A 25,723-nucleotide genomic window follows, 5' to 3' on the forward strand; every position below is an offset into this window, starting at 1 on the left:
GGAAAATCAATTGGATTACAGGGCCTGTCATCACACAGTCGGTCACTCTGATTATCGACCTCTGCAGCCGTAACGCACAATCCCCATGGCAATGATACCCGCCCGCGCTTTGCTTCTTGTCAGGCTAGTCGCCGTTGCAGCTCACGCTGACAGCAGCTTTCAATCCAACTAGGGAACCCGAGACTATGGATTCGGGAGCCCAATTGCTCCCATGTTAGTTGAGAGTGTTTTTATGGATCTCGCCGTTTTTCATCACGAACGGGATCGTATCGACGGAGGATGTTGGGCGCGGCGCAGATCCGAACATCGACTCGGATGCCCCGATCACACTGAGATCTTCCAGCGGATCGCCGTCCACCAGGATGATGTCGGCGTAGGCACCTTCTTCTATCACGCCGATCTTTCCCTCCGCGTAGGGGTTCATGATGCCACTAAGTGCCAGCAGTTTGCCGGCATCCGACGTCATAGCCTGCAATGTGCGTAAGTTGCCAAATGATCGACCCCACTGGGTAATCTGGAAGTCGCGAGTCTGTCGCCACGCGGGAGGTGTCACGGCAAGGGAATCGGAACCAAATGCCATGTTGATCCGATATTCATTGGCCAGCTTGATCCATGCCTCGCCGTTCTTGTTGACCCGTGCGGTCTTAGCATAGGCGGGGAGAGTGGGATTGCCGTAGTATGGATGTTCCAAAATGTCTGGTGCAAACGCCGCCATCGCGGGCACCACCCACGCATCCGCCTCGGCCACCATCTTGAAGGTTTCGGGCTCGGACATCAGGTTGCCATGCTCGATCGATACCACCCCAGCGCGGATGGCGTTCTGCACCGAGATGTCCGTGTAAGCGTGCACAGCCGAATACGTTCCGAAATCACCGGTTGCCTTGACCATCGCTGCCAGTTCTTCGGGTGTGCCTTGTATCGAATCCAATGGATCACGCTCTGACGTAACCCCGCCGCCCGACATCATCTTCACAAAATCCGCACCCCCGGCCAGATTGTTGCGCGACGCTTTTAGAACCGCGTCACCACCGTCGGCCAGCGTGGTCAGGCCAAGTCCTTCGAGATAGGATTTTTCACCGCTCAACACAGTGGGGTTCCAACGCCAGTCGCCATGACCGGAAGAGGCACTGACACAAGCCCCCGACAGATAGATGCGGGGTCCCGTCAGGGTCCCGATGTCGATGTGTTTCTGGAGACCGGACGACGTGCCACACAGATCGCGCACCGTGGTCACGCCCGCAGGCAGGTATTCTTGCGCGCTTGCGTAGGCCAAACCGCCCAGCTCTTCCCAAGTCATCAGTTGCGCACCCTGAATGGCGCGGTCATTGCCCGAGCCGACAAACTGCATGTTCAGATGCACATGCATGTCAATGAGACCCGGCATTAGAGTTCGACCGCCGCCATCGATCATGACAGCGTTTGCAGCCGCCAAGGGCGCGGCAGAAACGGCCCTGATAAGGTTACCTTCGACGAGAACATTGGCGTTCTCTATGAGAGCCTCGTTCACACCGTCGAAAACATTCACATTGGTGAAAAGCGTTTGTGCCGGAGTGTCCTGTGCGGACGCAACGCTGGTAGAGAACACGGCAGCGGCAATGACCGATTCAAAAATCCAGGCCTTTTTTTGAATAGACCGGTTCTCCATAACTCTTCCTTTCCTAATTGGTTTGAAGGATGCGCGGGATACCGAGGGTAAAATTGGGGTACGCCACCCCGCGCTACGCTCAGTTGAGCGTGTTCTTATAGATCACACCGTCTTTCATGATGAGATGCATCGCCGGGATCTCTCCGGGTTTGCGATCCGGTGCGTCGAACAATTCTTTGCTGCCACCTATCAATGTGATGTCTTCCAGCGGGTTGCCATCGATCAATAGGATGTCAGCATATGCGCCTTGCGCGATCACACCGAGGGAACCGGCAGGATATGGGTTCTGGCCACCCGTGAGAGCGGCGAGATCGCCGCCGATGGAGGTCATGGATTTCAGCGTCTGCAAAGTGCCAAACTTGTCCGCCCAGAACCAGATCTCGTGATCGCGGTTACGGATCGCGTTCGCTGGCGTAACCGTGACGGTATCTACTCCAAAGGTGGTCTTTTCCAAAAGCTTGGGAAATTTCAAAAGAATATCTGGAATCCGTGCCATCCCCTTGGCAACCAACAATGATTTGGCCTTGTTCACTGACGGCTCAGGTCCAAACGTGCGCTCGATTGCTTCGAGAGAAGAAACCGAGAGCTGTGGATTATAGAACACGCCTGCGTCGACCATCATTGCGGCTGTTTCCTCATCCAGAAACTGCCCATGCATGATCTCTCCCAGGCCGAGGCGCAAACCGCGTTGAATATCGGGTGGGTTGTTCACATGCGCCGTTGCGTAGGTGCCCCAATCATTCGAAGCTCGGACCACGGCTGTCACTTCCTCGTCGGTGGCCTGTATCGTATGCAAGCCGTCCTTGGAGGAAAAAACGCCGCCGCTCATCATCATCTTGTTCAACACAGCACCGTTTGCGAGGTTCTGGCGGGCGGCACTCAGCGACGCATCGTGCCCATCAACGACATAGGCCAGACCAAGCTGTGCGACTTTGCCTGTGTTTCGGCTTTCGAGCGTGTTTTGCCCCTTCAGTCTCCAGTCGCCATGGCCGGAAGTTTGGCTGATCACGGCACCAGCGTGGTAAATCCGAGGACCGATGGCAAAACCGCCGTCAATTGCGCGGCGAATCCCAACCTGCAGGGCACCGACGTCACGCACGGTCGTGAAGCCATCCATCAAGATGCTTTGAGCCGTAAATGCCGCCATTGCCCCGACTTCTTGCCAGTCACGATCCTCAAATGTATCGTAGCCACCCACCATATGTTGCATGTTCAGGTGCACGTGACTTTCGATAAGCCCCGGCATCAATGTGCGGCCACCGCCGTCAATGACCGTGGCCTCCGGTGCATCAATGGCGTCCGTTGACACGGCCTTGATCAAATTGCCTTCGACCAGAACGCTGGCGTTCTCCATCAGAGATTCGTTCACCCCATCAAAGACATTCACATTGGTGAACAACGTCTGCGCTGGTGTGTCCTGAGCGAACGCAAAGCTGGCAGAAAAGGTTATTGCCGCAGCTAACGCCGCAACCCCAGTCGTATATTTCGACAGAACTTTCATTGGCTTCCCCTGAGATGACCGAGAACAAAATTTGGATCTCTTCTCTAGGCAGAATGCCCGATACTTAAACGAATTACCTGACAGTTCGAGGCGGCCCATTACGATTGCCGTTACAAAGTGTCAGGTTTTAGCGGGTTCCCTCTCCATTTTCCTGACGATCCGTCTATACTCTTCAACGTGTGACAAGTGAGGGCATTCTTGTGGCTGCAGATCATGATCGGAGTGACATACCGATGGTTCGGACCACTGTATTGGCTCCTGTGGTTCAGGCGTTGAAGGCCTGCGGCGAAGACATTGACGTTTTTCTAGCGGCTTTTGATCTTTCCGTCGCGCCCATTAGAGATCCGACATCCTACATACGCAATGATATTGTCTATCGGGTGTATGCAGCGGCGGCTGAGCTACGCAATGATCAGTGTTTCTGCACGTCCGTTGGTCGCAACATCAACCTTGCAGACTTCCTTCCGTTCGGCGCCGCCCTTGAGGAGGCCACGACAATTGGTGGGTTTATCTCTCGCTTCACCCAAGCTGTGGCCAGCGAGACGAACTCCATCTCTCAGAGCCTGTTCGTCGAAGACACCACGGCATATTTTAGCGCCAAACGTAAGTTTATCCCAACCGTGTCACCGGCCCACATCGACGGCTTTATGATTGGGATTTGGATCACATTCTTGCATGAAGCACTCGATTTCCGCTGGGATCCGGCTTCGGTGTTGGTCAGGATGTGCGATCCGGCTGTTCTACCGCAAGAGTTTCACGGCATCCGGGCGATCAAGAGCAATGACCGGGGCTTTTCCATTCGGTTTCCTGCTGCATGGTTAACGATTCCGCTGAATGGGGTATTCGCGTCCAAAGACACGGACGATTTAGTCGGTCCGCAACTGGATATGCTCGCTCCGAAGGGGTTTGTGGAGGCCATTCGGGCAATACTGGAGAAACACATCAGCGAGAATGATCTGAGCGTTGAAAAAGCGGCAGAGCTGTGCGGGTTTTCAAAATCGGCACTGGCACGCAGATTGGCCAAATTTGATACGACCATTATCGAGATTCTGACAGTTCTCAAAATGGACTCTGCAAAGCGAAATCTGACCAGTTCCAATGCCTCTATCCAGAGCATTGCGCTTGGGCTTGGTTACTCTGACGCAACCGCGTTTAGCAGAGCTTTTCGAAAGCGTACCGGGTTATCCCCTCGTGCCTACAGGCAATCAGTCAAAACAATGGACCAATAGCAATGATCGTGATCATTAGCATTCTACTTACCGTATTCTTCCTGTTCGCGAGTTCGATCAAAATATTCGGATGGCAGGACAAGATATTCCAAATCCAGCTTGAAATGTTCAAAAGCTACGGCCTGAACAGAGGCATTATGCGACTGGTGGGCATGGTTGAGTTGTTTGGTGCTATCGCTATCTGGTTCTCGGGTACAATCTTCTCACCGCTTGGGGCCATGGCGCTGCTCGGCACTTCGATTGGGGCCATCGGGTGCCATTTGATTTTCGACACTTGGAAGCAGGGTGTGCCAGCGATGATAACAGGGACACTATCAGCAGTACTTTTGTGGAACAGTAAGGAACTGATCTTGAGCGTGGTTTGACTGGTGTACCGGTCATTTCCAACCTTCATTCGTCAGGAGCGCAGCGACTGACCGGTTCCCGCCCAAAATGTAGAATGGTAAAATCTGCTTCGGGCCGGGGGGTATAAAAGAAACACTTTTTCACCTTTTGGCCAGCTCTGGTCGGTCTGGAAACCGGGCCGCACCATGCAGGGGCGATAGGGAAATCCGTATGGTGCCGGAAATTTATGGTCTGGAATGAGTTGCGTGACCAACGTGTCACCTGACAGCCAAGGTATACCCGCTGGTGCGCCGGTTCGGTTTTAACGTATTGATGGTAGATGATTTACGTATCTTGGTCCGCGGGCCCAGTTCATGCCCGACGATCATCCCAAGCCGGTCCTGCCAAGGATCAAGGCGCTGGGGAAGCTGCGTGCTGATCCCTGATTACATCGAAAACGATGTCCCGCAACCGCAGGATGAGGTGGCGTTCGGGTTGTTGATGACAAACCGGGCACCAATCAGCTCTTCGGTGAAATCGATCACCGCGTTTTCCAGAAACGGCAGCGACACGGCATCGACTACGACTTTCTGCCCTTGTCCTTCCAGCACAAGGTCATCGGACTTGGGCGCGTCCAGTTCGATTTCATATTGAAACCCGGAACACCCTCCGCCCTCTACAGCGACACGCAGGGCCTGTCCCTGGTCAGCCGCGCCAATCTCGGAGAGCCGTTCAAAGGCACGGTCGGTCACTTTGGGGGGCAGCATCATTTAGGAAAACTCCGATGGGTCATTGCGGCGCAGTACATTATATAGAAAGGTGGGGCACAGGCGACAAGATCGCAATGGGAAAAGATAATATATGTATGCGCCTTTTGCGTCGAACCCCGGGCGGTCCCGGGGACGGGTGGTCCCCGAGGAAGAAAGCGGATTTCGGTCGTGCTTTCAAAGGGATCGGGACCGGATCATTCATGCCAGCGCCTTTCGCAGGCTAAAACACAAGACCCAGGTGTTTGTCGAGCATGAAGGCGACAATTACCGAACCCGTCTGACCCATTCGATCGAGGTTGCACAGGTGGCCCGGACCATCGCCGGCGCGTTGAACCTGAACACCGAACTGACCGAGGCCGTGGCCCTGGCCCATGATCTGGGGCACACTCCGTTTGGCCACACCGGAGAGGATGCGCTCCACGCGCTGATGGCCCCCTATGGCGGGTTCGACCATAATGCACAGGCCATTCGCATCGTTACCTGTCTGGAAAAGCATTATGCCGAATTTGACGGGTTGAACTTGACCTGGGAAACCCTTGAAGCCATTGCAAAACATAATGGGCCGGTGGTGGGGGACCTTCCTTGGGCCTTGGCCGAATGCAATGCGGGTATTGATCTCGAACTGCACACCCATGCCAGCGCCGAAGCACAGGTCGCCGCATTGTCCGACGACATCGCCTATAACAATCACGATCTGCATGATGGTCTGCGCGCGGGATTGTTTTGTGACGCCGATATCGAAGCCTTGCCCATCGTCGGGCCCTGTTACGCCGAAGTGGACGCAAAGTATCCCGGTCTGGATGAAAACCGTCGGCGGCACGAAGCCCTGCGCCGGGTGTTTGGTGTCATGGTTGGCGATGTAATTGATACCTCGCGCGAGATGCTGCGCCAGTCAGGCGCGGGTACGGTCGAAGAGATCCGCGCCATGGAACGTCCGGTGATCCAGTTCAGCCCGGCGTTATGGTTGCAACTCAAAGAGATACGGGCGTTTCTGTTTACGCGCATGTATCGGGCACCCAGTGTCATGCAAAAGCGCATTCAGGTGTCCAAGGTGGTAGAAGCGCTGTTCCCGTACTATCAGGACAACCCGTTGCAAATGCCACAGCGTTGGCATGATGATATCCGCACAGCGTCGGGTGAAACCGCGCTGGCCCGGATCGTTTCGGATTATATCGCCGGGATGACGGATCGATTTGCGCTGTTGGAACATGAACGCCTGGGGTTGTGACTGGGTATAGGGGGGTCCTGTAACTGGTTCTATGAATTGCGCCGGTCCTGATTTCAAAAGGGGTATGGCGGTGGAACCCGGAATGACCCTTTGGAGCGTGACCTTTGAGGATGCACCGGAAATGGTGCGGATCCGCGGCAACCGCGCGCGACGTTTGGCCCACATAGATTTTGTTGCGGCCCATCCCGAATTGACCATTGGCGGTGAAATGGCCCTGACCCCACACCAGGATTTTCCCGGTGCGATCTGGACGGTCAACGCCGACAGCCGCCAGGCAGTGGAACAGTTGATCCATGCTGATCCGTATTACATTCCGTCCCTGCGCCGCTATGAAATCTTTGGCTGGGGTCGGATATCCCAGAGCAGTTCCGTAGCGCTTTAGACCAACAGATTGGTCACAGGCGGTTGACCCTTGGGCTGGGCGTGATAATTCCCGGCTGAACCAGAGGAACGCCAGACATGAACCTGTTTACCGATATCCGCACTCTTGTAATCGCGTCGCTGGATGCGATGGTGGCCGACGGCGCGCTGCCCGACGGGCTGGACTTTGCCAATGTGGCGGTTGAACCTCCGCGCGATGCGGCGCATGGCGACATGGCAACCAATGCCGCGATGGTGCTGGCGAAACCGGCAAAACAGAAACCACGCGACATTGCAGAAAAGCTGGCAGAAAAGCTGGCCATGGATGACCGGATCACCAGCGCCGAAGTCGCCGGTCCGGGGTTTTTGAACCTGCGTCTGGCTCCCGGTATCTGGCAAGACGTGATCGGGTCCGTTCTGGCGGCGGGTACCGATTTTGGCCGCTCGGATGTGGGGCAGGGGAAAAAGGTCAATGTCGAATATGTCTCGGCCAATCCGACAGGGCCGCTGCATGTGGGCCATACCCGGGGCGCGGTGTTTGGCGATGCGCTCGCCAGCTTGCTGGATTTTGCCGGGTTTAATGTGACGCGTGAATATTACATCAACGATGGTGGGGCACAGGTCGACGTGCTGGCCCGTTCGGTTTACCTGCGCTACCTCGAAGCGCACGGCCAGGAGGTTGCGTTCGAAGACGGGACCTATCCCGGGGATTATCTGATCGCCGTGGGCGAAGACCTGAAGACCCGGGTCGGTGACGCCTATGTCGGTCAGCCCGAAAGCGTCTGGTTGGAAGAAATCCGCGATTATGCCACCGAAGCCATGATGGACCTGATCCGGGCGGATCTGGCGTCTCTGGGCGTGGTCATGGACAAATTCTATTCCGAAAAATCGCTGTATGGCACCGGCCGGATCGAAGCTGCGCTGGACTCGCTGGAAAGCAAAGGCCTGATCTATGAAGGCGTTCTGGAGCCGCCCAAGGGCAAAAAGCCCGAAGACTGGGAGCCGCGCGAACAGACCCTGTTCAAATCCACCGAGCATGGGGATGACGTGGACCGGCCGGTCAAGAAATCCGATGGTGCCTGGACGTATTTCGCGCCCGATATTGCCTATCACTATGACAAGGTAACCCGGGGATATGACCTGCTGATCGACATTTTTGGTGCCGATCACGGTGGCTATGTGAAACGCATGAAGGCCGCAGTGTCGGCGTTGTCGGATGGCGCCGTGCCGCTGGACATCAAGCTGACCCAGCTGGTGAAACTGTTCAAGAACGGCGAACCGTTCAAAATGTCGAAACGGGCAGGGACCTTTGTGACCCTGCGCGATGTCGTCGATCAGGTGGGCCCTGATGTCACCCGGTTTGTGATGTTGACCCGCAAAAACGACGCGCCGCTGGATTTCGATTTTGACAAGGTGCTGGAGCAATCCAAGGACAACCCGGTGTTCTATGTGCAATACGCCAATGCGCGGGTGTGTTCGGCTTTGCGCAAGGCAACCGAGGTTGGTCTGGACGTGTCCGACGCCGCCACCGCTGCGGCGGATCTGAGCCTGATCACCGATCCCGCGCAATTGAGTGTTGCCAAAAAGCTGGCAGAATGGCCGCGTCTGATTGAAATCGCTGCGCGCACCAACGAACCCCATCGGGTGGCATTTTACCTCTATGAATTGGCCAGCGATCTGCATGGATTGTACCATTTGGGCAAGGATAATGCCGATCTGCGGTTCATCGACGAGGGTAACTCCGCTGCAACACAGGCAAAAATGGCGCTGGCGCGGGCTGTTTCCGTTGTTATTTCCGCAGGTCTTGGTATTCTGGGCGTAACACCGGTGGAGGAGATGCGATAACAAAATCGCCCAAACCGCCGGCCGAAGCAGAAGACCTGAGGCAGATACCAAGAGACCCCTGCGCGGAAAACGCCGCGCGATAACGGGCAGTGAGGCGGACATGGCAGATTTTGACCGGGCTGGGACGGGGGCTGGCGCTTTTGCGTCGGGAACCGGCAATACCGAGGCGTCGCAGGGCGCTTATGGTTCCTACAGCTACAATGGATATGCCCAACCTGGGCAGGCGGGTTATACCGGATGGGGCGACCCTGATCCGGCATACACATCAGACGGCTCCGATTTTGACACCGCGTCGGACGGCGGCGAACCGCTGTCTTTGGCATCTTCGCCAGGTCTGGGTCGTGCGGTCAGCCTGATGGGCGCTGTCGCGTCGCTGGCGCTGGTCGTTGGTATCGGTATCTGGGGGTACAAGCTGGTGGCGCGTGATGTCAGCGGCGTGCCTGTGGTCCGGGCCATCGAAGGCCCGATGCGGATACAACCGGCTGATCCGGGCGGCACACCCGCCGATCACCAGGGGCTGGCTGTTAATGCGGTGGCGGCACAGGGTACCGCAGCAGCACCGGCTGACCGATTGATGCTGGCACCCAAACCCGTGTCTTTGACCGGCGAAGATCAGCCGATAATTCAGCAGGCCCCAAACACAAATCTGGCCTCGGCTGATCTTCAGATTGCCGAAGCCATTCCTTTGATGAGCGAAGACGCCTCGGCCGATGCCGGGTCGATCGCCGCCTATCAGGACGGGCAGGTGGACGCTCTGGTTCAGCAATTGACAGAAGGTGTGCCAACGTTGCTGGACGAAGATCCGGCTGAAACGGATCAGGTCGCCGTGGCCCAACCGGGAATTGTGCAGCCAGAGCCGCTCAAACCGCTGCCAGCCGCCGCTGATGCTGTTGTGGATGTCCAACCCGCTGTGTTTAAGGGGCCTGGGTTGGCACGATCGTTGCGTCCTGTTCTGAGACCGGCCCGTTCCCCCCAAACCCAGGCGTTGCAGACCGCGTTGACGACTGCGACGGATACCTCGGCTGCATTGGATGTCGACCCCGACACATTGCCTGCTGGCACACGTTTGGCGCAATTGGGGGCCTATGACAGCGTTGGTTTGGCCCAATCCGAATGGGATCGGTTGAGCGGCCGGTTTGGTGATTATCTGGACGGCAAGAAACGTGTGATTCAAAAAGCCTCCAGCGGTGGGCGCACCTTTTATCGCCTGCGCGCTATGGGGTTCGACGACCTGAGCGACGCACGTCGGTTCTGTTCGGCGCTGGTTGCGGGCAATGCCGATTGTATCCCGGTCACAACCCGATGAGCGCCACGCAGATGCGGTACGGAGCCACCATACTTGACGCAACTGGGCTGAGGCTGACGGCCGAGGAAAAGGCCCTGTTCCGTGATGCACGGCCGTTTGGGTTTATCCTGTTTGCGCGCAATATCGACAATGCCGATCAGGTGCGTGCCCTGTGTGACGATTTCCGCGAGGCATCGGGCCATGACTGTCTGATCACGATTGATCAAGAAGGCGGACGGGTCCAGCGCCTGCGCCCGCCATTGGCGCGACAGTGGTTACCGCCCTTGGATCACGTAGAGCGGTCCGGCGCTGGCGCAGAGCGCGCCATGTATCTTCGTTATCGCCTGATTGCCGATGAGCTGAGAGGCCTGGGCATCGACAGCAATTGCGCACCCATGGCGGATCTGGCCAATGAGGATACCCATTCATTTTTGCGCAACCGCTGTTATGGCGACAGCGCCGAACGGGTTGCAGCTTTGGCCCGTGCCGCCGCGCAGGGACATCTGGACGGCGGTGTGTTGCCTGTTCTGAAACATATTCCCGGACACGGTCGTGCCACCGCGGACAGTCATTTTGATTTACCCCATGTGGCGGCAACGGCCAAAACCCTGGATCAGACGGATTTTGCGGCCTTTCGCGCCCTCAATGACCTGCCGTTGGGAATGACCGCACATCTGGTGTATGACGCGATCGACCCGGCCCCTGCGACCCTGTCGGCACCTGTCATGGGGATGATCCGGGATCAGATCGGCTTTGACGGGCTGATCATGACCGATGACATTTCGATGAAAGCGCTGAGTGGGTCGCTCATGGATTTGTCGCGCGCGGCGTTGACGGCGGGATGCGATGTGATCCTGCATTGCAACGGCAGCTTTGATGAGCGGGTCGAGACGATCCAGGCAGCAGGCGAGATGACAGATCTGGCACAGGCACGGGCCGAACGGGCGCTGGCCTGGCGCAAACCGCCCGCTGCGCTTGACATTGGGGCGGCCGAGACGGAACTATCTGCCCTTATGGGCGGACAGGTGTATGGCTGAGAACCTTTTTGACGACACGACACAGACGGTCGAAGAACGCCTGGCTGCCGAGGCGCTGATCGTTGATGTGGATGGGTTCGAGGGGCCGCTTGATGTGTTGCTGATGCTGTCACGCACGCAAAAGGTGGATCTGCGAAAAATCTCGGTGCTGGACCTGGCGCGACAATATCTGGCCTTTGTCGAAAAGGCCAAGGAACTGCGGATCGAATTGGCCGCTGATTACCTGGTGATGGCGGCCTGGCTGGCATTTTTGAAATCACGCCTTCTGTTACCACCGGATCCGACCGAAGAAGGGCCGTCAGGCGAGGAATTGGCGGCACATCTGGCATTTCAGCTGGAGCGGCTTCAGGCGATGCGGGACAGCGCCGCGCGTTTGATGGGGCGGGATCGGTTGGGGCGTGATTTCTTTACCCGTGGTCAGGCCGAAGACGTGACACGCATTCGCACGGTGACCTATACCGCGACATTGCTGGATCTGATGCAGGCCTATGCCCGAATTCGGACCAAGGATGAATTTCGTCCTTTTGTCATGGATCGGGATTCGATTTTCACGATGGAGCAGGCTTTGAACCGGATGCGGGGGCTGATCGGGTTTTCGGGCGGGTGGACAGATATTCTCAGCTATCTTCCGGATGGGTGGCACGCCGATCCCGTCCGGCGACGGTCAGCCACGGCGTCAACCTTTGCCGCCTCCCTGGAGTTGGTCAAGGAAGGCCGTTTGGAAATTCGCCAGACCGACACGTTTGAACCCATCCAGCTGCGCAAGACAAAGGAAGACGGGCAGTGAGCGAGCATTCCGAAGAAAGCGAGAGCCTGTTTGACGCTCCACCGTTGGCCGAACAGGAACGGATGGTCGAAGCCGTATTGTTCGCCAGTTCCGAGCCGGTGTCGATCCGGGATCTGCAGAAACGTATGCCGCATGGCTGCGATGTTCGTGCCGCTGTGGAACATCTGCGCAAACGATATGAAGGGCGAGGGGTGCATGTGGTTCGGATCGGGGACACCTGGGCCATGCGCACGGCACCCGATCTGGGTTTTCTGATGCAGAAGGAAACAGTGGAGACCCGCAAGCTTTCGCGTGCCGCTGTCGAAACGCTTGCCATCATTGCCTATCATCAACCTGTGACACGCGCCGAAATAGAAGAGATCCGGGGCGTGTCCGTGTCCCGCGGGACCATTGATCAGCTGTTGGAAATGGAGTGGATCCGATTGGGGCGGCGCAAGATGACGCCGGGACGTCCGGTGACATTTGTCGTGACGCCCGAATTTCTGGATCATTTTGGGTTGGAAAGCGCCCGCGATCTACCCGGCCTCAAGGAATTGCGTGCGGCGGGGCTGCTCGAAAATAGACCACCTCCGGGTTTGATCCCATCGGGTGTTTCACATGACGACGAAGATGACGAAGACGAGGATCAGCCGGAACTTTTTGAAGAATGATAGCAATAACGCCCTGAAAATGGCGTAATTTTGCACTAGATTCCGGGTTGGGCAGCAAAAGGAAAACTGAAATGAACATGAATCAGATCATCAATTTGATTATCCGTCAGGTGATGCGACGGGTCGTCAACGGGGGCATCAATGCCGGGATGAATGCAGCATCGGATGCAATGTCAAACCGAGGCCGCAAAGGGCGCAAGAAACAGCAGCCGATGGTCGAAGACGACTATTACGAAGACGAAATCCAGCGCCGCCGCAATATGCGTTAACTCAGACGAGATGCCCCGTCAGGCCGGTTGAATCGCAATCAGACTGATTGCGATGTTTCTGCGTCTGTATAGGCTTACGATGGGTTCTTAAAGTGTTTGGACAGTTTCAGACCTTGGCCCTGATAATTCGAGGCAATGCCAGATCCATATAGTTGCTGTGGTACCTCGGACATCTTTTCATAGACCAACCGGCCGACAATCTGGCCATGTTCAAGGACAAATGGCGCTTCGTGGCAGCGCACTTCGAGCACGCCGCGCGACCCGGTGCCTCCGACCGCATCATGCCCAAACCCGGGGTCAAAGAACCCTGCGTAATGCACCCTAAATTCACCGACCATGGCCAGATAGGGGGCCATTTCTGCGGCGTATTGGGGGGGGATATGCACGGCCTCGCGGCTGACGAGAATGTAGAACGCACCGGGGTCCAGGATAATCCTGCCATCATCGCTGTGTACATTTTCCCAATAATCCGCTGCGTCATAGGCCCCGATCCGATCCAGGTCGATAACGCCGGTATGTGGTTTCGCGCGATAGCCAACCAGAGTGGACCCAGGCAAACGCAGATCCACCGAAAAGCCCAAACCGTCCTGTATGACAGCCGGGCCGTCAACCAGCGGGGTCTGGGCGTGTACGGCCCGCAACGTGTCGTCATCCAGCACCGCCTGGCCTGTCCGAAACCGGATCTGGTTCAGACGCATTCCGGGACGCACCAGCACCGAAAAGGAGCGGGGGCAGATTTCCGCAAACAATGGTCCAGTGTATCCAGGACGAATTCGGTCGAATTCTTCGCCACCATCGGTGATTGTACGGGTCAGCAAATCCAATCGCCCTGTCGAGCTTTTGGCGTTCGCGACCGCTGAAATGTCGTCCGGCAGAGCCAGGGATTCCATCAGCGGAACCACATAGACACAGCCTTTTTCCAGCACGGCACCCTGGCTCAGATCTATGCGGTGCATTTCGAACTCGTCCAGCCGTGCAGAGACGCTTTGACCGTGCCCCGCAAGGAAAGAGGCACGGACACGATAGGCAATCGTACCCAAGCGCAGGTCCAGGCTGGCGGGTTGAATCTGTGCGGGATCTATCGCTGGCGAGGCTAAGATTTCGCCGGATATGATCATGCTTTCAAGGACTTGGCTGGGAAGAACGCCTGTCATAATGGCCCCTCTTAGATACTCAAAACGCCCGGGGATAGATCCCCGGGCGTTTTTGATTGGTCGGGCTAGCAGGACTCGAACCTGCGACCTTCCGTCCCCCAGACGGACGCGCTACCAGGCTGCGCCATAGCCCGAACATGGTGCTGTTCATACTGTTTTTCAGACCAAGAGCAAGCGAAAAACATGCGGAAAAGTCATTCTGCCGTCACATTATTTTTCGACTGGCCCAACCCGTCCAAAGCTGTGGCAATTTCGGTCAGATCGGCGATGTTCTGGCCGTCCAATGACGTGACCGAATACAGATGTGACAAGGGTCCCGGCGTGAATTCTATCTGAGCGTGGGCTGGCGGGTCTGCGGCCTCGACACGGGGAATCGTCAAAGCAGAACTAGGTGCCTTGGGTTCAGGTTCTTCATCTGGATGGCTGTCAGGGGCAGCAGCCTCTGCCTCTGCAACGGGCACTGGTCGATCTTCCGTGGCCTCCTGGTCGACCTCCAGGTCTGGCAACAGCTCGGCCGATTGGGGAGCGTCAACCGGATCTGGTTCGGGCGGGGGCGGGGCGAGATCCAGATCAATCTGTGCAGGCGGGGGCGTTTCGGCCACCCGTAACGCATCCGAAAAGGAAACCACAGTGTCATCAGTATCATCGGCCGTATCGTCGGGCACATTCTGCGCGTCGACAACCGCGCCGTGTTGAATTGGTGGCGCTGTTTCATCCAGCGACTGGGACAACGAAGAAACATGGGCAACCCCATGTTCGCGCAGGATTTTCTGAACGCCTTTGATGGTCAGGCCATCGTCGTGCAACAGCTTCTTTATGCCACCGATCAAAACCATATCAGAGGGCCGGTAATACCGACGCCCTCCGGCTCGTTTGACGGGTTTGACCTGGGCAAATTTGCTTTCCCAGAATCGCAACACATGAGCCTGTATTCCCAACCAATCCGCAACTTCGCTGATGGTGCGAAAGGCGTCGGGAGATTTTGTCATATGCGTTGGCCTTGATTAAGTCTTGTTACCGGCGGCAACACGATCCTTCATCAGATGAGAAGGACGGAACGTCAGAACCCGGCGTGGCTGAATAGGAACCTCTTCGCCGGTCTTGGGATTGCGGCCAACACGGGCCGATTTATCCCGAACGCTAAAGGTGCCAAAGGACGAAATCTTGACCTGTTCACCCTTTACCAAAGCGTCTGACATGTGTTGCAACATGCTTTCTACCAATTGAGCGCTTTCATTGCGGGACAACCCCACTTCTCTGAAAACCGCTTCGCTCAAATCCATACGTGTAAGTGTTTTTTCACCCATACCAGTCCCCGTTATTTTGCACGAGCATAGGGCGCAGGGAATTTAACTGTCAATATCAATGAATTGCACGCGCCAGTTTGTAGACGTATTCGGTTACCACCGCAGCACAACAGCCCCCCAGGCCAACCCGCCACCGATGGCTTCGGTCACAATCAAATCGTTTTGCTTGATTTGTCCGTTCTGCTTTCCGACAGACAGGGCCAGCGGAATGGAAGCAGCCGAAGTATTTCCGTGATCCTGAACGGTCACGATCACCTTATCCATCGGAAGGCCCATCTTCTTAGCGGTGCCTTGGATGATTCGAATATTGGCCTGATGTGGAACGATCCAGTCCACATCCGCGTTGTTCAACCCGACTTTGGTCAGAGCAGTTTCCGCGGTTTTCGCCAATTTTTCAACGGCATGGCGGAAGACTTGATTGCCTTGCATCCGCAAGTGACCGGTCGTGTTGGTCGACACACCCCCATCCACATACAGCAGATCCTTGTGGCGCCCATCCGAATTCAGATCGGTCGACAGGATCCCGCGATCATCTGTGGTGCCTGCCGCGTCCTGAGCTTCGATCAACAGCGCGCCTGCGCCATCTCCGAACAGCACACAGGTTGAGCGGTCCGTCCAATCCATGATGCGCGAGAAAGTTTCGGCGCCAATCACAAGGACCCGATCGGCCTGACCGGACAGAATCAGCGCATTGGCATTTGTCAGCGCATAGACAAAACCGGCGCAGACCGCCTGTACGTCAAAAGCGAACCCGCGGGTCATGCCCAACTGGGCCTGAACCATGGTCGCAGCCGATGGGAATGTCAGATCCGCAGTCGATGTGGCCAATACAATGGCATCGACATCATCCGGGCCGAGCCCGGCGTCGTCCAATGCGGCGCGGGCGGCCCTGGTGGCCAGATCCGACGTGGTTTGACCTGTGGCAGCAAAATGACGGCGTTCGATGCCTGACCGGGACCGGATCCATTCGTCGCTGGTCTCCAGGGTGGTTTCAAATTCGCTGTTCGGGACGACCCGTTCAGGCAGGTAATGTCCAACCCCAGTAACCACCGCACGTCGTGTCATATTTTGGCCTGCCTTATTTATTGTCCTTGTCGTCAGCTTGGGCCGACTGACTGTCATCTTGAGAGAGTGTACCGGTGGATGCAACCCGGGCCGCCAGTCTTTGTGCAAAACCGGATTGCGCCAGGGTAAAGGCCAACTTGATCGCTGCGGAGACGCCGGTTGCATCTGCGCCGCCGTGGGATTTGACGACGGTGCCATTCAGGCCCAGAAACACACCGCCATTGACCCGTCTGGGATCAATGCGTTTTTTCAGTCGCTGCAGCGAGGTATAGGCCAAGACCGAGGCCAGCCGCGACAGCGGCGAATATTTGAAGGCTTCGCGCAAGAGGTCCGAAATCAGGCTGGCGGTGCCTTCACCAGTCTTGATCGCAACGTTGCCGGTAAAGCCGTCGGTGACGATCACATCCGCGACACTGCCGGGAATATCGCTGCCTTCGACAAAGCCGACAAATTCGAAATTGGCGGCATCGGCATGATCGGTGATCAGCCGGTGGGCTTCTTTCAATTCGGCATGGCCTTTGTGTTCTTCGGTGCCGACGTTCAACAATCCGACCCGGGGACGGGCCAGCTCCAGACCGTTGCGGGCATAAGAGGCCCCCATCAGGGCATATTGCAGCAGATCGCGGGCATCGGCACGGACATCTGCCCCCACATCCAGCATCACGTTGAACCCTTGCGGATTGCGTGACGGCCAGAGAACGCCAATCGCCGGGCGATTGACGCCGGGCAGCTTGCGCAGGCGCAGCATGGACAAGGCCATCAGCGCACCGGTGTTGCCACAAGAGACGGCACCGTCGGCTTCGCCTTTCTTGACCGAATCAAGCGTCGACCACATCGACGTGCCCTTGCCATTGCGCATGATATGGCTGGGCTTGTCTTCCATCGTGACAACGTCTTTGGCGTGGCGAATATCGACGCGGCCTTCCAGAATCTTCTTGCGCGCAACCAAACGGCGGAGCTCGTCTTCGGGACCGTGCAGGATAAACCCGATGTCCGGGTTGATGCTGGCAGAATCGGCAAGACCGGCCACCACAGCAGTGGGGCCGGCATCTCCGCCCATGGCGTCAACCGAAATAACGATGCGGCCAGCGTTTGCGCGTGTGTCGTCGGGCTGAACCGTCATGCCGGGACCTGTCTGAGTTCAGCTTACGCCGCGTCTTCGTCCAGGTCGATGTCGTCGGTCATGGCAACGATCTCTTTGTCGTTGTAATGGCCGCAGGACGGGCACACGTGGTGCGGACGTTTCAGTTCGCCACAGTTGGTGCATTCGTTCGGGTTTGCAGCAACCAGTGCATCGTGCGCACGACGGTTGTTGCGGCGCGACTTGGATACTTTGTTCTGTTGGACAGCCATGTCTCAACCTTTGTCTGCTGTGGCCGGGGACAAGGTCCGGGGCCTGGGTTTCAGTGTCTCGTTCAAAACGGTGTGACGTGCGTTTAGGCCGCGGCCTGTCCGTTGTCCAACCTTAAATCCGATGAGCGCGCGAAAATACTGTGATTTTTGATCTTCGCAAGCGCTTTTTCCACCTGCATGGCAGGCTTGAGCCTCACTTATCCTTGTTCAGGGCATCCTTCAAGGCCGCCAAACCCGCAAAGGGTTTAACATCGTCATCTGTCAATGGCTGGACCCCGGGGTCGGCATGGACGGATTCGCCCAGGGCGACGCCGGCCTTGCGGGGATAGACCGGCAGATTCAGCGCCAGCGACTCGGCCATGATGGCCGCAACATCGATCTCTGTGCCCAACGGCTCAATTGTGTCGTCTTCGCTCATTTCGACTTCGTTGTCTTCTGGTGTGTCCCAGTCCGACAAGAACGTGCGTTCGATCCACAGGTCAATTCGTGTGGTGACCGGGTCCAACGAGACCACGCAAGGCTGTGTAACTGTTGCCCCCAGTTTTGCCTTGAGCCGCCAATCGCGTTTTCCCTGTGCCTTGATCTCGCCAGAGAAACGCAATTTGCGCAAATCCAGCAATTCAAGTTCAGAGGCCAGCGCCGACAAAGCGTCGGAATCAGGGGTCAGATCAAAGGGGGTCGGGCTGTTTTGCGACAGGTCGGCGACGCGCAGGGCCGGATAATGTGACATTTTCGTCGACTTTCGTTTCTTGAACCGATGGCAAGCTTTGGGTAATTCGGATAAAAGGCGTTGAACGCCAAGGCAAGAGGGCAGGCATGATCGTGAACATTTCAAGGTTGAAACTGGTGCGTGGTGCCGCGATGGCAATCGGGCTCGCTGCTGTGTTGGCCGGATGTAGTGCGAGCTATCGCAACCATGGCTATGTCCCCTCCGAAGAACTTTTGGCCGAAGTGGTCCCCGGTGTCGATACCCGCGACAGCGTTGCCGAAACTATCGGGGCTCCGACGTCATCGGGTGTTCTGAATGATGGCGGGTACTATTATGTCGCGTCGCGCGTGCGCCATTATGGGGCGAGCAAGCCCAAAGTTGTATCGCGCGAATTGGTCGCCATCAATTTCGACCAGTCCGGTACGGTGAGCGGTATCGAACGCTACGGGTTGGAGGACGGCAAAGCCATTCCGCTGGAACGTCGCGTGACCAGTTCGAGTATCGAAAACAAAACCTTCCTGCGTCAGTTGCTGGGCAACCTGGGACGCTTTAACCCCGCAACGGCGATCGAATAACCCGGTCCGTCGCAAAGCGGGAAACGCGGCAACAATTTCTGCGATGGGTTGCATGTGGTCGCCCCTCTGTCACATCCTGCGGGGCACAGGGCCTGTGGCCTGATGTCTTGGACGGAGTTCCCGGATGCCGACACGCGATACAATTCTGTTGTCAAAGGGGCGATATCAGGCCCGGCTTGGTCAGTCGGATGATGATCTGATCCGGGCGCAAAACCTGCGCGGCCTGTGTTTTCGCAGGGATGGCGTGGATCAGGACAGCTATGACCCCGGCTGTGTCCATGTTCTGGTCGAAGAACGCGTCACCGGCCGTCTGGTCTGTTGCTTTCGCATGTTGATGTTGCAGAACGGAGCCGATGTACCCCACAGTTATTCGGCCCAGTTCTATGATTTGACAGCGCTTTTTGGATTTCCGGGCTCGATGGTCGAATTGGGACGTTTTTGTATTCACCCTGATCACGCCGATGCTGACATCCTGCGTGTGGCCTGGGGGGCAATGACGCAGTTCGTGGATCAACATGGCGTCGAAATGCTGTTTGGATGTTCCTCGTTTGTCGGGACGCAGGCCGATCAATATCTGGATGTCTTTGCCGTACTGAAGCACCGGCATCTGGCACCGGAACGGTGGTTGCCCCGGATCAAGGCACCGGACGTCTTTCGGTTTGCCGCCCAGGTGCGCCGTCCACCAGATTCGCAAAAGGCCCTGCAGAAGATGCCGCCGTTGTTGCGGACGTATTTGTTGATGGGGGGGTGGGTCAGTGACCATGCGGTGGTGGATCAGCAGATGAACACGTTGCACGTGTTTACCGGCCTTGAAATCAATGCGATTCCCCCGGCGCGGAAACGTTTGTTGCGGGCTGTAGCCGGGTAATTTCAGGTATTTTTGACCAGAAAGAAGCCAGAGCGTTGACGCCCGGTGCCCAGCCGTTTAGCTGCCGGATATGGCACGTATTCCTCTTTTGCAGATGGCCGGAATTTCACTGACCTTTGGTGGTGATCCGGTGTTTGATAATCTTGATCTGGTGGTCCAGCCAGGCGACCGTGTCGCCCTGGTCGGCCGGAATGGGTCGGGCAAATCCACCCTGATGAAAGTCATGGCAGGATTGGTGGAGCCAGATCGCGGCGACATTGTTGTCCCGCCGGGCAAAAGCGTCGGTTACATGGAGCAGGACCCCGGAATGAAAGGGTTTGCCACGTTGGGTGACTATGCCGCCAGCGGATTGGAGCCCGGTGAATTGTACAAGGTGGAGCGGGCTGGAGAAGGGTTGAAGTTCGACCCGGCGCGTCCGATTGAAACGGCTTCGGGTGGGGAACGACGTCGCGCAGCATTGGCCAAATTGATGGCCGAAGCCCCGGATCTGATGTTGTTGGACGAACCGACCAACCACCTGGACATCGAAGCGATCGGCTGGCTCGAAGCCGAACTGAAGGCCACGCGCGCCGCCTATGTGCTGATTTCTCATGACCGCGCATTTTTGCGTGAATTGACCCGTGCAACCCTTTGGATTGACAGGGGAATGGTTCGGCGGCAGGAAAAGGGTTTTGATGCTTTCGAAGCCTGGCGTGACAAGGTCTGGGATGATGAGGACATGGCGCGTCACAAGTTGAACCGGCTGATCAAATCCGAAAGCCGCTGGGCCGTCGAAGGTATCAGCGCCCGGCGCAAGCGCAATATGGGCCGGGTGCGCGCCCTGCATGAGCTCAAGGACCAGCGCGCCGGTCAGATCAAACGTCAGGGCACTGCCGATATGGCGTTTGACGGGGCACCAAAATCAGGGCGCCAAGTGGTCGAGGCTGTTGACCTGTCCAAATCCTTCGATGGAAAACCTATTGTGCGCAACTTTTCGCTCAAGGTGCAGCGTGGCGACCGGATTGCTTTTGTCGGACCCAACGGGGTGGGCAAAACGACGGTGCTGAAGATGTTGTTGGGGTTGGAACAACCGGATGACGGACAGATCCGGATGGGCACCAATCTGGAACTTGCCATGTTTGATCAGACCCGTGACCAGCTGGATCCGGACATGAGCCTGTGGGACAATCTGACCAGCGACCCCGGCATGCGGGTTTCCGGCAAGGCGGATCAAGTGATGGTACGCGGTGAGCCGCGCCATGTGGTCGGGTATCTCAAGGATTTTCTGTTTGACGAACGCCAGGCGCGTGCACCGGTACGGTCGCTGTCGGGGGGCGAAAAGGCGCGGCTGTTGTTGGCGCGATTGATGGCACGACAAAGCAATCTTCTGGTATTGGACGAACCGACAAACGATCTGGACGTGGAAACGTTGGATCTGTTGCAGGAAATTCTGGACGACTATGATGGGACCGTTCTGTTGGTCAGCCACGACCGGGATTTTCTGGACCGGATCGCGACAACGACGATTGCCATGGAAGGCAACGGGCAGGCCGTGGCCTATGCTGGTGGCTGGAGCGACTATCAGGCCCAACGTGCGCCCGAACAGACCAAGGTCCAGGCCAAGCCCAAGGTAGACAAACCCAAAACCAAGCCGGAGCCCAAGGCCAAGTCGGGCCTGTCCTTTACCGAAAAGCATCGGCTGGAGGCTTTGCCGGGCGAAATTGAACGGTTGGAGCAGGAAATCGCCAAATTGGAACAGTTGATGGCGGACCCTGAATTGTTTTCACGCGACCCGGTCAAATTCCAGAAGGCCAGCGAAGCCCTGGTGGAACGGCAGAACAAGCTGTCAGAAGCCGAAGAAGAATGGCTGAAACTGGAAGAAAAGTCCGAAGCAGGATGATCTGATATGTGCGCGCAGGTCATTTTTCTGCATGGCCCTTCCAGCAGTGGAAAATCCACACTGGCCCGCGCGCTGCAGGCCTAGGTTGACCGCCCGTTCCGGCATGTGTCGATTGATCACCTGCGAGACAGCGGCATGATTCCGATACACCGGTTCCGCGCAGGTGATTTTGACTGGATGCAGAGCAGAGAACGGGTTTTCGAAGGGTTTCATACGTCGCTGTCTGCCTATGCGGACGCTGGAAACAATCTGATCGTCGAACATATTCTGGATCAATCAGAATGGGTCGGGCGGCTGGTCGCGCTACTTGCCGATCATGATGTGTTCTTTGTCGGGATGCATTGTGATCTGGAAACGCTCAACAGGCGGGAACAGCAGCGGGCGGATCGACCTGTTGGCAGCGCACAGCGGGATTTCGACACCGTTCATGACGGGCGTGTGTATGACCTGGAGTTGAACGGAGCCGATCCGGTCGACACCAATGTCTCCAAATTATTGCACGTCTGGCGCAGCGGGCGGCGGAAATCCGAATTCCGTGCCGCCCAACTGATGTGATCAACGCATGCGCAGGGCACCGTCGATGCGGATGACTTCGCCGTTCAGATATCCCATTTCGACAATGAAACCGGCCAGACGGCCGTATTCGCGCGGATCGCCCAAGCGGGCAGGGTTGGGCACATCGGCGGCCAGTTGCTGTTGCACGTCTTCGGGCAGGCCAGCCAGCATCGGGGTCATAAAGATCCCCGGCGCAATGGTCATCACCCGAATTCCGGTGGATGACAGATCGCGTGCCATCGGCAGGGTCATGCCGACCACGCCGCCCTTGGAGGCGGCATAGGCAACCTGGCCCTTTTGCCCGTCAAAGGCCGCAATTGATGCGGTGTTGATGATCACGCCGCGCCCACCGTCAGCTTCCGGTTCGTTCCGGGCAATTTCGACGGCGGCCAGACGGGACACATTGAAAGTGCCGACCAGGTTGATATCGATGGTGCGTTTATAGGCGTCCAGGGGATGCGGCCCATCCTTGCCGACGGTTTTGATGCCATAGGCGATGCCGGCGCAATTTACCGCCGCGGTGATCTTGCCCATCTTCTCAACAGCGGTTGCGATGGCTGCGGCAACGCTGTCTTCATCCGTCACATCGGTCTGGGCAAAATGCCCTCCGATTTCGGCGGCCACGGCTTGTCCGCGTTCAGAGTCCCGGTCGAGAATCGTCACCTGAGCGCCGTTCTCGGCAAAGTAGCGCGCGGTGGCCTCTCCCAGACCAGAGGCACCTCCGGTGATGACGGCGGCAGTAGTAGACAGCTGCATGGTGGCTTCCTTTGGTTTATGAACGTGTGTTCAAATAACCTGTGGGTGACCCTGCTGTCCAGTTTTTCGAGGCGAATGCCGGAACGTCATCAACCGGCGATCCAAGGCGGCCAAAGGACCAAGCGTACGCCCCAAGGGCGGCCACCAGATCCAAGTGCCTCCCAAAGTTTGCAAATCCGCACCGGTCCCCAATTTGAACCGGGCCAGACCGGGTGCGTCTTCTGTATTGACCAATCCAAGATCGAGCTGCACGCATCCCTGTTCGTGCAGCCATTCAATGGCATTCCAAATCAACAGGTTATGTGCCGAAGTTTGGCGACCTCTGGGGCTGCTGACCCCGATGTGGTAGGTGGCACCGCCCCCGTGGCGCAAGACAAGGATTGCGGCGACCGGGTCATTGCCGTCATAGGCTGTAAACAGCTTGGCCTGGCCCGGGTTTTCGCGGGCATAGGCCAATGTCAACGCGATGGGCCAGTTTTGATACCTGCGTTGGCGTTGCTGAATCTGATCGCTGGTCAATACCCAGTGAGTCGGATCCTGAGCCAGATTCTGCTGCGTGACCCGCAACGCCTGCGATTCGCTGTGGACAAGACGGTTGCGCCATTTTTGGTGCAGTTGCGCACGCAATTGGGTGAGGTCACGATCCAGTTTTAGGATCGCCGCACGTGCCGGACCGACCAATGGCACTGCACCCAATGGGCCAAGATTGGGTTCCGGGTGATCAGGCGACAGCAGGATCGGAGTTCGGGTCAACCCTTCTTCCTGAAGGATTTCCAAGAGGCGCTGTGGCTTGCGCAGCTGGACACGCGGTAGCATCGCGACGTCGATTCCGGGCCAGAATCGGCGCCTTAATACCAAAATACGATCCAATTGTGAGAGAATCAGCGGTGTTCGACCGAGATAGCGCAACGCTCCGGCAAATTCGCTGGATTGTTGCAGGGGGCGGACAGTATCGGTCCGGCGGGGCCTGACGGGCGGGGACATCTGGGCAGCGGCAATATCAAACATGTGCTTGATTAACCGGCGTGAAACCTAATTCACGGTTAATGGCGTCATGAAAAAATCTGTTCTGATCCTGGGCCACAGCGCCCGCGCCCCGCGAATGACAAAGGCGGCGGCCGTCCTAATGGCCACCGCCTTGTCGATTCCGGTCTTTTTGATCCTCAACCTGTTGGATTGGTTGTTGCTTTAGCCGGCCAGCTGGACCAAAGCGTGGCGTTTTTTTCCGGCACTCAATTTGATGGGAGAGGACAGGGCACCTGTATCAACCATCAACCCGGCGTCAGTTAGCGGCTGGTCATCCATCCGTGCGCCGTTTTCCGCAATCAGACGTTTGGCGTCCTTGCCTGATTTGGCCAGTCCGGATTTGACCAGAAGCTGGACAATGGAAATGCCATCCCCAATGTCCGCCGCCCCCAGGGTCAGAGTCGGAAGATCAGCACCGACACCGCCCTTTTCAAAGACCTCTCGTGCGGTGGATTCGGCGGCAGCGGCAGCATGTGCCCCATGCAGCAATGTGGTGACTTCATTGGCCAGAATCACCTTGGCAGCATTGACTTCGGACCCTTCCAGCGCGCCCAGGCGGTCACATTCGTCCACCGGAAGTTCGGTATAGAGCTTTAGGAATCGCCCCACATCCGCGTCGGTGGTGTTGCGCCAGAACTGCCAGAATTCATAAGGCGACCGCATTTCCGGGTTCAACCAGACGGCACCATCCTGGGATTTTCCCATCTTCTTGCCATCACTGGTGGTCAGCAGCGGCGAGGTCAGGCCATAGACTTCGTGGTCGATCACCCGGCGGGTCAAGTCGATGCCGTTGACAATATTGCCCCATTGGTCCGAACCGCCCATCTGCAGCACGCAGCCATAGCGCCGATTCAGCTCCATAAAGTCATAGGCCTGGAGAATCATGTAGTTGAATTCGAGAAAGGACAGAGATTGCTCCCGGTCCAGCCGTGATTTTACCGATTCAAAGGCCAACATCCGGTTGACGCTGAAATGGCGACCGATATCACGCAGGAATTCCAGATAGTTCAACCCATCCAGCCATTCGGCATTGTTCAGCATCAGCGCCCGGTTTGGCGCGTCGCTGTCATAGTCGATATAGGCCGAAAACACCTTTTTGATTCCGGCAATATTGTCGTCGATCTGTGCTTCGGTCAGCAGCGGGCGTTCATCCGCGCGAAACGACGGATCGCCCACCTTGGTGGTGCCGCCGCCCATCAGGGTGATCGGTTGATGCCCGGTCTTTTGCAACCAACGCAACATCATGATCTGGATGAGCGACCCCACATGCAGCGATTTGGCCGTCGCATCAAAGCCGATGTATGCGGGTTGCCCCGGTGTCATCAGAGCTTCGTCCAGACCCTGATAATCGGTACAATCAGCGAGATACCCCCGCTCCATCATGACGGCGATGAAATCCGACTTGGGATGATATGTCATGGCGTACCTCGGCTATTATTATGCGTGCTGGGGTATAAATCGCATTGACGACGGTTGGAACCTGTTTTCGTGGCAAAATCGCTGCTCTATGGTGATGGTTAACCGACCCGTAACATGTCGGAGCGAA

Annotated in this window: 26 protein-coding genes, 1 tRNA gene and 2 pseudogenes; 15 read left to right on the forward strand and 14 right to left on the reverse strand. The window is 57.0% G+C overall.

The window, feature by feature from the left end; all coding sequences use genetic code 11:
• Nucleotides 1-214: 214 nt before the first annotated feature.
• Together K3727_10560 and K3727_10565 are read right to left on the reverse strand one after the other, a co-directional pair.
• The gene (locus K3727_10560; GenBank protein ID UWQ93183.1) at nt 215-1,645 is read right to left on the reverse strand and encodes an amidohydrolase family protein; all 1,431 of its coding nucleotides are present in this window, start codon (nt 1,643-1,645) and stop codon (nt 215-217) included.
• Nucleotides 1,646-1,724: 79 nt separating this feature from the next.
• Entirely contained in the window at nt 1,725-3,146 is a 1,422-nt protein-coding gene (locus K3727_10565) for an amidohydrolase family protein (GenBank protein UWQ93184.1), read from the reverse strand.
• A 233-nt stretch (nt 3,147-3,379) separates the two neighbouring features.
• Here K3727_10565 and K3727_10570 point away from each other — a divergent pair, with 233 nt between their 5' ends.
• Both K3727_10570 and K3727_10575 read left to right on the forward strand, forming a co-directional pair.
• Nucleotides 3,380-4,375 carry an AraC family transcriptional regulator gene (locus K3727_10570; protein UWQ93185.1) on the forward strand — a complete coding sequence of 332 codons (996 nt, stop codon included), beginning with the start codon at nt 3,380-3,382 and terminating at the stop codon, nt 4,373-4,375.
• 2 nt (nt 4,376-4,377) lie between these two features.
• Nucleotides 4,378-4,740 carry a DoxX family protein gene (locus K3727_10575; protein ID UWQ93186.1) on the forward strand — a complete coding sequence of 121 codons (363 nt, stop codon included), beginning with the start codon at nt 4,378-4,380 and terminating at the stop codon, nt 4,738-4,740.
• Between the two features lie 405 nt (nt 4,741-5,145).
• On the opposite strand, the gene K3727_10580 is transcribed toward K3727_10575, so the two are convergent.
• Nucleotides 5,146-5,469 carry an iron-sulfur cluster assembly accessory protein gene (locus K3727_10580; protein ID UWQ93187.1) on the reverse strand — a complete coding sequence of 108 codons (324 nt, stop codon included), beginning with the start codon at nt 5,467-5,469 and terminating at the stop codon, nt 5,146-5,148.
• Nucleotides 5,470-5,560: 91 nt separating this feature from the next.
• Here K3727_10580 and K3727_10585 point away from each other — a divergent pair, with 91 nt between their 5' ends.
• The 8 genes from K3727_10585 (at nt 5,561) to K3727_10620 (ending at nt 12,930) form a co-directional block, all read left to right on the forward strand.
• Nucleotides 5,561-6,697, forward strand: coding sequence for a deoxyguanosinetriphosphate triphosphohydrolase (locus tag K3727_10585; GenBank protein ID UWQ93188.1), 1,137 nt, complete (start codon nt 5,561-5,563; stop codon nt 6,695-6,697).
• Nucleotides 6,698-6,779: 82 nt separating this feature from the next.
• Nucleotides 6,780-7,079: a hypothetical protein gene (locus tag K3727_10590; GenBank protein UWQ93189.1), complete on the forward strand. Its 300-nt coding sequence runs from the start codon at nt 6,780-6,782 to the stop codon at nt 7,077-7,079.
• A gap of 77 nt (nt 7,080-7,156) precedes the next feature.
• A complete protein-coding gene (gene argS, locus K3727_10595; GenBank protein UWQ93190.1) occupies nt 7,157-8,902 on the forward strand; it encodes an arginine--tRNA ligase in 1,746 nt (581 codons plus the stop codon).
• Between the two features lie 100 nt (nt 8,903-9,002).
• Nucleotides 9,003-10,208 carry an SPOR domain-containing protein gene (locus K3727_10600; protein UWQ93191.1) on the forward strand — a complete coding sequence of 402 codons (1,206 nt, stop codon included), beginning with the start codon at nt 9,003-9,005 and terminating at the stop codon, nt 10,206-10,208.
• Between the two features lie 11 nt (nt 10,209-10,219).
• Nucleotides 10,220-11,224 (forward strand): beta-N-acetylhexosaminidase, encoded by a 1,005-nt coding sequence (nagZ, locus tag K3727_10605; GenBank protein ID UWQ93340.1) that lies wholly within the window; start codon nt 10,220-10,222, stop codon nt 11,222-11,224.
• Nucleotides 11,217-12,011: a segregation/condensation protein A gene (locus K3727_10610; GenBank protein ID UWQ93192.1), complete on the forward strand. Its 795-nt coding sequence runs from the start codon at nt 11,217-11,219 to the stop codon at nt 12,009-12,011. Before nagZ ends, K3727_10610 begins: the two co-directional genes overlap by 8 nt.
• A gap of 62 nt (nt 12,012-12,073) precedes the next feature.
• Nucleotides 12,074-12,661, forward strand: coding sequence for an SMC-Scp complex subunit ScpB (gene scpB / locus K3727_10615; GenBank protein ID UWQ93341.1), 588 nt, complete (start codon nt 12,074-12,076; stop codon nt 12,659-12,661).
• 71 nt (nt 12,662-12,732) lie between these two features.
• The gene (locus tag K3727_10620; GenBank protein ID UWQ93193.1) at nt 12,733-12,930 is read left to right on the forward strand and encodes a hypothetical protein; all 198 of its coding nucleotides are present in this window, start codon (nt 12,733-12,735) and stop codon (nt 12,928-12,930) included.
• Nucleotides 12,931-13,004: 74 nt separating this feature from the next.
• Here K3727_10620 and K3727_10625 read toward each other — a convergent pair whose 3' ends face one another.
• From K3727_10625 to K3727_10660, 8 genes and pseudogenes are all read right to left on the reverse strand, one after another.
• Nucleotides 13,005-14,084, reverse strand: coding sequence for a 2'-deoxycytidine 5'-triphosphate deaminase (locus K3727_10625; GenBank protein ID UWQ93194.1), 1,080 nt, complete (start codon nt 14,082-14,084; stop codon nt 13,005-13,007).
• Nucleotides 14,085-14,141: 57 nt separating this feature from the next.
• Nucleotides 14,142-14,218, reverse strand: a tRNA-Pro gene (locus K3727_10630).
• 576 nt (nt 14,219-14,794) lie between these two features.
• A pseudogene (locus K3727_10635) lies at nt 14,795-15,073 on the reverse strand (MerR family transcriptional regulator).
• Between the two features lie 15 nt (nt 15,074-15,088).
• Nucleotides 15,089-15,391, reverse strand: a complete 303-nt coding sequence (gene ihfA / locus K3727_10640; protein UWQ93195.1) for an integration host factor subunit alpha — start codon at nt 15,389-15,391, stop codon at nt 15,089-15,091.
• Nucleotides 15,392-15,484: 93 nt separating this feature from the next.
• Nucleotides 15,485-16,456: a ketoacyl-ACP synthase III gene (locus K3727_10645; protein ID UWQ93196.1), complete on the reverse strand. Its 972-nt coding sequence runs from the start codon at nt 16,454-16,456 to the stop codon at nt 15,485-15,487.
• A 13-nt stretch (nt 16,457-16,469) separates the two neighbouring features.
• Nucleotides 16,470-17,579, reverse strand: a complete 1,110-nt coding sequence (gene plsX / locus K3727_10650; protein UWQ93197.1) for a phosphate acyltransferase PlsX — start codon at nt 17,577-17,579, stop codon at nt 16,470-16,472.
• A 23-nt stretch (nt 17,580-17,602) separates the two neighbouring features.
• Nucleotides 17,603-17,809, reverse strand: coding sequence for a 50S ribosomal protein L32 (rpmF, locus tag K3727_10655; protein UWQ93198.1), 207 nt, complete (start codon nt 17,807-17,809; stop codon nt 17,603-17,605).
• Nucleotides 17,810-18,002: 193 nt separating this feature from the next.
• Nucleotides 18,003-18,539 (reverse strand): DUF177 domain-containing protein, encoded by a 537-nt coding sequence (locus K3727_10660; GenBank protein ID UWQ93199.1) that lies wholly within the window; start codon nt 18,537-18,539, stop codon nt 18,003-18,005.
• Between the two features lie 86 nt (nt 18,540-18,625).
• On the opposite strand from K3727_10660, the gene bamE reads away from it, so the two are divergent.
• The 4 genes and pseudogenes from bamE (at nt 18,626) to K3727_10680 (ending at nt 22,395) form a co-directional block, all read left to right on the forward strand.
• Entirely contained in the window at nt 18,626-19,093 is a 468-nt protein-coding gene (gene bamE, locus K3727_10665) for an outer membrane protein assembly factor BamE (protein ID UWQ93200.1), read from the forward strand.
• A gap of 124 nt (nt 19,094-19,217) precedes the next feature.
• Nucleotides 19,218-19,961: a GNAT family N-acetyltransferase gene (locus tag K3727_10670; protein ID UWQ93201.1), complete on the forward strand. Its 744-nt coding sequence runs from the start codon at nt 19,218-19,220 to the stop codon at nt 19,959-19,961.
• Between the two features lie 94 nt (nt 19,962-20,055).
• The gene (locus tag K3727_10675) at nt 20,056-21,840 is read left to right on the forward strand and encodes an ATP-binding cassette domain-containing protein (GenBank protein UWQ93342.1); all 1,785 of its coding nucleotides are present in this window, start codon (nt 20,056-20,058) and stop codon (nt 21,838-21,840) included.
• Nucleotides 21,841-21,846: 6 nt separating this feature from the next.
• Nucleotides 21,847-22,395: pseudogene (locus tag K3727_10680) on the forward strand (chloramphenicol phosphotransferase CPT family protein).
• Here the strand turns inward: K3727_10680 and K3727_10685 are convergent.
• Both K3727_10685 and K3727_10690 read right to left on the reverse strand, forming a co-directional pair.
• Nucleotides 22,396-23,151, reverse strand: coding sequence for a 3-hydroxyacyl-CoA dehydrogenase (locus K3727_10685; protein UWQ93202.1), 756 nt, complete (start codon nt 23,149-23,151; stop codon nt 22,396-22,398).
• A 30-nt stretch (nt 23,152-23,181) separates the two neighbouring features.
• Entirely contained in the window at nt 23,182-24,159 is a 978-nt protein-coding gene (locus K3727_10690) for a GNAT family N-acetyltransferase (protein ID UWQ93203.1), read from the reverse strand.
• Between the two features lie 46 nt (nt 24,160-24,205).
• Here K3727_10690 and K3727_10695 point away from each other — a divergent pair, with 46 nt between their 5' ends.
• Nucleotides 24,206-24,343: a hypothetical protein gene (locus K3727_10695; GenBank protein ID UWQ93204.1), complete on the forward strand. Its 138-nt coding sequence runs from the start codon at nt 24,206-24,208 to the stop codon at nt 24,341-24,343.
• Here the strand turns inward: K3727_10695 and tyrS are convergent.
• Nucleotides 24,340-25,596: a tyrosine--tRNA ligase gene (tyrS, locus tag K3727_10700; protein UWQ93205.1), complete on the reverse strand. Its 1,257-nt coding sequence runs from the start codon at nt 25,594-25,596 to the stop codon at nt 24,340-24,342. The two genes, K3727_10695 and tyrS, sit on opposite strands and share 4 nt — an antisense overlap.
• Nucleotides 25,597-25,723 lie beyond the last annotated feature (127 nt).

This window comes from Rhodobacteraceae bacterium M382 (assembly GCA_025141015.1).
In the GTDB taxonomy this organism is placed as follows: domain Bacteria; phylum Pseudomonadota; class Alphaproteobacteria; order Rhodobacterales; family Rhodobacteraceae; genus Aliisedimentitalea; species Aliisedimentitalea scapharcae.

Coding starts and splice junctions, on each gene's coding strand:
- plsX (UWQ93197.1), bottom strand. CDS start 17,579: ATGACGGTTCAGCCCGACGACACACGCGCAAACGCTGGCCGCATCGTT.
- ihfA (UWQ93195.1), bottom strand. CDS start 15,391: ATGGGTGAAAAAACACTTACACGTATGGATTTGAGCGAAGCGGTTTTC.
- nagZ (UWQ93340.1), top strand. CDS start 10,220: ATGCGGTACGGAGCCACCATACTTGACGCAACTGGGCTGAGGCTGACG.
- K3727_10570 (UWQ93185.1), top strand. CDS start 3,380: ATGGTTCGGACCACTGTATTGGCTCCTGTGGTTCAGGCGTTGAAGGCC.
- tyrS (UWQ93205.1), bottom strand. CDS start 25,596: ATGACATATCATCCCAAGTCGGATTTCATCGCCGTCATGATGGAGCGG.
- K3727_10560 (UWQ93183.1), bottom strand. CDS start 1,645: ATGGAGAACCGGTCTATTCAAAAAAAGGCCTGGATTTTTGAATCGGTC.
- K3727_10645 (UWQ93196.1), bottom strand. CDS start 16,456: ATGACACGACGTGCGGTGGTTACTGGGGTTGGACATTACCTGCCTGAA.
- K3727_10695 (UWQ93204.1), top strand. CDS start 24,206: ATGAAAAAATCTGTTCTGATCCTGGGCCACAGCGCCCGCGCCCCGCGA.
- rpmF (UWQ93198.1), bottom strand. CDS start 17,809: ATGGCTGTCCAACAGAACAAAGTATCCAAGTCGCGCCGCAACAACCGT.
- scpB (UWQ93341.1), top strand. CDS start 12,074: ATGGTCGAAGCCGTATTGTTCGCCAGTTCCGAGCCGGTGTCGATCCGG.
- bamE (UWQ93200.1), top strand. CDS start 18,626: ATGATCGTGAACATTTCAAGGTTGAAACTGGTGCGTGGTGCCGCGATG.
- K3727_10600 (UWQ93191.1), top strand. CDS start 9,003: ATGGCAGATTTTGACCGGGCTGGGACGGGGGCTGGCGCTTTTGCGTCG.
- K3727_10675 (UWQ93342.1), top strand. CDS start 20,056: ATGGCCGGAATTTCACTGACCTTTGGTGGTGATCCGGTGTTTGATAAT.
- K3727_10670 (UWQ93201.1), top strand. CDS start 19,218: ATGCCGACACGCGATACAATTCTGTTGTCAAAGGGGCGATATCAGGCC.
- K3727_10585 (UWQ93188.1), top strand. CDS start 5,561: ATGTATGCGCCTTTTGCGTCGAACCCCGGGCGGTCCCGGGGACGGGTG.
- K3727_10620 (UWQ93193.1), top strand. CDS start 12,733: ATGAACATGAATCAGATCATCAATTTGATTATCCGTCAGGTGATGCGA.
- K3727_10660 (UWQ93199.1), bottom strand. CDS start 18,539: ATGTCACATTATCCGGCCCTGCGCGTCGCCGACCTGTCGCAAAACAGC.
- K3727_10685 (UWQ93202.1), bottom strand. CDS start 23,151: ATGCAGCTGTCTACTACTGCCGCCGTCATCACCGGAGGTGCCTCTGGT.
- K3727_10590 (UWQ93189.1), top strand. CDS start 6,780: ATGACCCTTTGGAGCGTGACCTTTGAGGATGCACCGGAAATGGTGCGG.
- K3727_10625 (UWQ93194.1), bottom strand. CDS start 14,084: ATGACAGGCGTTCTTCCCAGCCAAGTCCTTGAAAGCATGATCATATCC.
- K3727_10610 (UWQ93192.1), top strand. CDS start 11,217: ATGGCTGAGAACCTTTTTGACGACACGACACAGACGGTCGAAGAACGC.
- K3727_10690 (UWQ93203.1), bottom strand. CDS start 24,159: ATGTTTGATATTGCCGCTGCCCAGATGTCCCCGCCCGTCAGGCCCCGC.
- K3727_10575 (UWQ93186.1), top strand. CDS start 4,378: ATGATCGTGATCATTAGCATTCTACTTACCGTATTCTTCCTGTTCGCG.
- K3727_10565 (UWQ93184.1), bottom strand. CDS start 3,146: ATGAAAGTTCTGTCGAAATATACGACTGGGGTTGCGGCGTTAGCTGCG.
- argS (UWQ93190.1), top strand. CDS start 7,157: ATGAACCTGTTTACCGATATCCGCACTCTTGTAATCGCGTCGCTGGAT.
- K3727_10580 (UWQ93187.1), bottom strand. CDS start 5,469: ATGATGCTGCCCCCCAAAGTGACCGACCGTGCCTTTGAACGGCTCTCC.